Genomic DNA, 5,102 nt, shown 5'->3' on the forward strand with positions numbered 1-5,102 from the left:
GCGAGACCTTATTGTGACCATCACTCCATTCAAGTCAGCGTTCCACCATCTTGGTTTTGGAAAGAATGTCAGTAGAAACAATTTGAGCAAGACTAATGAAATACGCGAAGTCAAGATATTCCAAGAGTTTGCAGACAAGATGGTTTCCATAGCAAGGGATAAACGAGGAGTCGTCAAGGACTTCTTCATATCGAACAATGTCTATGCGTTCGACTCCTCAACAATATCATTGTGCCTTTCTGTATATTGGTAGACAGTAGTGTTTCTATTTATAATGATTAATAATCAAAAGATTACACGAGGAGTCTGCTTGCATACTTAGATAGAGAAAGACAGACTGCTCCTTGCAATAGGGAGCAGTCTGTCTTTAATAAGCTATCCGCAAACATGTTGCGCTCGCAAAGATTGTTTCACTTTATTTTACTTTGTGCTACTGGCCAAATAGGAACAAGGCTATATATTACCCTTCTATCATGCTCTAACCAATAGGCAGACTTGCTGTGAACTTGGTTTAGATCAACACCTGAACCATCTGGTCCGAAACACACCTGACGTTCGGGCTTCGGACTCGCATTTGAAACAGCTACCCAAGTATAGAAGTTTTGTTGTTCACCTAATAATGGCATACAGAACTGCTTAATCTTACCATTTTCATCCTTTTCATCCGAATCAAGATACAAACGCGGACCTCTTGTTAAGACTCGACGGTATTTACATGGATCATACGAACTCCAAGAGGTTTTATCTGCGGGATCTAAAGCCATGAAACAATCATAGGCCGCACTCGGTGCCAGAGAGAAACCTACCGGACATGGATCGTAAACTGTTTTAACAACAGGATTGTGATTGAAAGTATTTTCATAGTTATCCATCGTCCAAGCATTATCTTTCCAAACAGATTTATCATCTTGCCTCTCAATCTTGGCATCCGAATAATGATTCTTAAACCTTTCCGGATGTTGGGTCCAAACGTCCCATGTTAACTTTGTATAATGTTTTTCTAGTATAAATGTTCCTTCCTCAACATTATCTTGATACGGAGCGGCGTCTTTACGCCCAAAATGGTATCTGGTAGGTCCAGCAAGAATCTCGAACGCTGCTTTCTGTTGAATGGTAATGATTCCCGTTTTTCTTTGACCTCCATTGCCAGTTTTTTGCCGCACTGTGAGTTTTACACCACGCCAATCGGTGAATGGTGTTCCCTCCCATTTGAAGTAAGCAAAGCCAAGTTGCTGTTTGGTAAAGCTATAGACTGGACCACCTTTACCGTCAGAACTCTTTAACGTATTCAGCGCATCAGCATGATTAAACCACAAATGCCACGACCATACTACAGTTCCTTTTTGGGTAACCGCGATAACTGCATTGCCGTTTTTAATATTTTCTTTCGAAACGTAAAACTCTACATATTCTTTGTCAGCAGAAAGCTTGACATCGCTAACGAGGCCTTTTTGGTCAGACCAAACTATCTTTGCCCCATCAGGAATGTTGCTTTTCCAGTTGGACTTAGTTATCCACGGATCGGTAATTTCCTGGTTATTATGGTCTAAAAAAGTCCACAAAATACGATAATTAATAATTTCATCTGCTGACTCCTTTTTTGGCTCAGGGCTATTATATTTTCGCGGCTTAATATCATCATCTTGTAATTGAGTTATATAAGCATGCTCATTTTTCTTGCCGTTGACAATGGCATTGCCGTATACCAGTGGTATCCTGTAATAACCCGGTGCAGAAATCAAGTAGCTGTTGGCTGTATTCTCTACTTGAGGCCCCCCATTGCGATTTGAAAGGTTATACGGCGCCCCTGCTGTTCCCTTGGGGGCTGCATCTTGAAGCACCTTGTCGTATTCAGCTTTCCAGTCGGTATAGTCGTGTCTCAAGGTAGCATACCCTTCCTCTGCAGCTGTACCTCCCTTACCACTTTCCAAACTCAACTTCGAAAGCCAATCAGGTCTCTCCGTCTTATCATCCCCATACCAGCCGGGTTCATCTGTGTGTCCATAATCTTTGGTTCTTCTTATGCCATTCTCCTCATAGCCTACAATCTCCCACTCCACAGGCTGCTTAACCCCTGTTTTTGGATCAGTACGATAACTTGTAATCGTGTAGGCAGTAGATAGATCTTGTTTTGCTTCAAGCCAAGCTGGAGAAGTGACGGTAAGCGTGTATTCCCAATGCGAGTTTCTTTCTGAAAGAGCATAGGTCTTGGTGGTGCCAGGCTTCCAGGATCCTTTGAGCGGAGCCTCTATGTATGAGCCATCCGTAAAATGCACATAAAGCATAATACTGTTACCTGTCAGAGTTTGGGGTATCATGTAAAATGTGTAGTTGTCACCATTTCTACCCATGATGATATTGCCAACGTCTCCCTGGGTGCTGACATTTACCGTGCCATCCCCGCCAAGCGTGAATGTAGCCCTTGTGCTCAAATCAGACCATACAGCACCTTCGTTATTCAACTTATCTGACAGGGTATAGCGTCCCTTGCTTAGGGCATTTCTGATTTCTACCTTGTCAACAGTTTTGTCATACGAAAGATTATTACCAATCTTAAAACGTATGGCTGTAAGTGCATGATAAAAATCAAGATCTGTGCGTGGAGCTACATTACGTACAGCATAACGTACGTTGCCAGAACATGCAGTCATCAAATCCTTTTGGTTTTTTACCAACGGCTCCACCTCGAAATCAACGTATGGAGTTTTAGCATAACTCTCGGGTGACAGATGTATTTTTGATTCTGTTTTTGGTGACACAGCATAGAACCGTCCATACGGTTGTTCCCATGACCATGGGATCCATTTTACCAACTGCCCGTCGGGCTTAGTGTCTTCGCTATAAAACCAAGGACTGTTGCTAATAGTAGCCTCTGTAACACCACGGTATCCAATGGTACTGAAGTTTGTTAAATCCTCCAGCCTCGTGATATTGGCACGGGTTTTTTCATCGTTGTTAGTCTTCACAGGGTTGACACCAGCCACAGTTGTTTCTATAAAGTAGGCTTCATTACCGTCGCTACTGCGACCAACAATTTTTTGATCAACAATATCCTCCGGCTGCAGACCTTGCATGGAAAGCTCCTGAGTATAGGCTGCACGAGTCTTGGGCAAGCCCGTTTCATTAATTTGGGAGAGCGTATTATCTTGTGCCTCACTAACATTGTAAGACACATAAGCGCCAGTCCTTTTACCACTACTATCATTCTCTACAATGTCTTCTGCGCAAGAAGCCACCATAAAAGTGACCAATGCGAACACACCAACAAAGTAACAATAGCTGTATTTTTTTAATATGTTCATGTTGTTTTGCATTAAATTAAATGTTGCATAGAACTTACCTAATGACTATGGAAATAAAATCTAATGAATTCCATTGTAATAAGCTCCAAAAGGATCAGTGTCTTCATCATCTTCAGAAGGATCCACTACATTAACATTGCCTTTATTTGGTTCTTTGCCATCGCCACCAGGACGCACAGGAGGACTACCTGCTAAAATAAAAGCACCCTGCTTTAGCTCTATAATTGTTATCTGGGGTGCTATGTACACCAATGTTCTTTTAATTTTCATTAAATTTCTTGTTTATTTATAGCTTTTGCAAATTTACTAAATATTGTAACAAACTAACATATATTTATTATATCTTATACTAGTTTAACTATTGGGTTTCATTTACGTAACTACTCATCAATACTTCGTTAATTCCAATATAATAGTTTGAAAATGAGAGAGTTGATTAACTTAATATAACTAATAGAATTTGGTCAAGTGGCTGATTATCAGTAACTTTATAGTAGCGAAAACATAAAGCAAATGACATCAGAACCACTCGACCAGTATACAGAAATCTGCAGAGATGCCATCAAAGGCTTATCTGCAAAATTAGGCAAAACTTTTGAGAATCTACTCTTGGAAATACTCTTATTGTACATGGCGATACAAAGAAAGATAATTTTCACTCAAATGGAGCGTTACGGCACCCATTGCGAGCAGACCTACAGAAAGAATTTCAACCTCAGCCGGGCTAAGTGCATCAACTGGGTTAAGTTCAACCTCTCCCTTTCCCGGCGTTATCTGAACATGGACGGGCTGCTGGCTATAGCCATAGATCCGAACTACATCAGTAAGTCAGGCAAGAAGCCTCCGCATGTTGGTACTTTCTGGTCCGGCTGTGCAGGTTCCATGAAACACAGACTTGAAATCATGGGACTTGCCCTTGTCGATGTCTACGCCAACAACTGCATGATGCTTCGTGCCCATCAAACCCCTTCTACAGGAGAGTTGGAACTGCGTAGCATGACTCTTGTGTAGCATTACATTGCCGTCATCAAACGCTACAGGAAAGAATTGTTGAAGGTCACCGATATTGTTGTCGCTGATGCTTTCTTCTCTATCCGTCCGTTTGTGGAGGGAATCAAGGAGCAAGGCTTTCATCTTGTCAGCCGTTTCTGAGATACGGCGAGCCTATACTATGTGTACACGGGACCTCGTTCCAATAAGCCCGGGCGTCCCAAAACACTTGACGGGAAAATCAATTACAAGAAACTCGACCTCACGCGTATGGCGAAGATGCATATCGAAGGACTTGAAGGCACAGCCTACACACTCATCGCCTACTCAAAGACACTGAAGCAGAAAGTGCGTCTTGTCATTTGGGTGATGCCGAACAGCAAGCACAAGCTTTTCTTCTCCACAAAGACATCCATGTCGGGTGAAGAAGTATTGCGCACATACCGCTCAAGATTCCAAATCGAGTTTTGCTTCCGTGATGCCAAGCAGTATACCGGACTCGCGCATTGCCAGGCAAGGAACAAGAATCAGCTGGACTTCTCCTACAACGCATCATTTGCATCACAGTATGTGGCAAAGGTGATGATGAAGGAAAACGGGCTACCGTATTCCATAGCTTCTTTCAAGGAGCTCATGGCGAGCACATACATTGCAAAATTAATTTTCGACAGGTGTCGGAGCATACCGAACCGAAAGTTTATTAGTCATACTATCAAAGAACTCTTTGGCTGGCATAGGAAAGCTGCGTAGCCATTATCTCAAATTTTAACGAACTATTGATGTAAGAAAAATCTCCTTTAATACAGTATT

The 5,102-nt window shown here is 42.1% G+C and carries 4 protein-coding genes and 1 pseudogene; 3 read left to right on the forward strand and 2 right to left on the reverse strand.

The window, feature by feature from the left end; all coding sequences use genetic code 11:
• Nucleotides 1–253 (forward strand): annotated as a pseudogene (locus HMPREF0671_RS12365) (IS4 family transposase); the annotation flags it as partial.
• 157 nt (nt 254–410) lie between these two features.
• On the opposite strand, the gene HMPREF0671_RS03105 reads toward HMPREF0671_RS12365, so the two are convergent.
• Together HMPREF0671_RS03105 and HMPREF0671_RS03110 are read right to left on the reverse strand one after the other, a co-directional pair.
• Entirely contained in the window at nt 411–3,302 is a 2,892-nt protein-coding gene (locus HMPREF0671_RS03105; RefSeq protein ID WP_156958357.1) for a fimbrillin family protein, read from the reverse strand.
• A 60-nt stretch (nt 3,303–3,362) separates the two neighbouring features.
• Complete coding sequence (locus HMPREF0671_RS03110; protein ID WP_036896664.1) at nt 3,363–3,572, reverse strand: hypothetical protein; 210 nt, start codon at nt 3,570–3,572, stop codon at nt 3,363–3,365.
• 243 nt (nt 3,573–3,815) lie between these two features.
• Here HMPREF0671_RS03110 and HMPREF0671_RS12450 point away from each other — a divergent pair, with 243 nt between their 5' ends.
• Both HMPREF0671_RS12450 and HMPREF0671_RS12455 read left to right on the forward strand, forming a co-directional pair.
• The gene (locus HMPREF0671_RS12450; protein WP_232223159.1) at nt 3,816–4,313 is read left to right on the forward strand and encodes a hypothetical protein; all 498 of its coding nucleotides are present in this window, start codon (nt 3,816–3,818) and stop codon (nt 4,311–4,313) included.
• Nucleotides 4,314–4,475: 162 nt separating this feature from the next.
• Nucleotides 4,476–5,042: a transposase gene (locus HMPREF0671_RS12455; RefSeq protein WP_231725682.1), complete on the forward strand. Its 567-nt coding sequence runs from the start codon at nt 4,476–4,478 to the stop codon at nt 5,040–5,042.
• Nucleotides 5,043–5,102: the final 60 nt, after the last annotated feature.

The sequence above is a fragment of the Prevotella sp. S7 MS 2 genome (assembly GCF_000762865.1).
Taxonomy (GTDB): domain Bacteria; phylum Bacteroidota; class Bacteroidia; order Bacteroidales; family Bacteroidaceae; genus Prevotella.

Excerpts from the sequence above, each read along its gene's own strand:
- HMPREF0671_RS03105 (WP_156958357.1), bottom strand. The coding sequence starts at position 3,302 with ATGAACATATTAAAAAAATACAGCTATTGTTACTTTGTTGGTGTGTTC.
- HMPREF0671_RS03110 (WP_036896664.1), bottom strand. The coding sequence starts at position 3,572 with ATGAAAATTAAAAGAACATTGGTGTACATAGCACCCCAGATAACAATT.
- HMPREF0671_RS12450 (WP_232223159.1), top strand. The coding sequence starts at position 3,816 with ATGACATCAGAACCACTCGACCAGTATACAGAAATCTGCAGAGATGCC.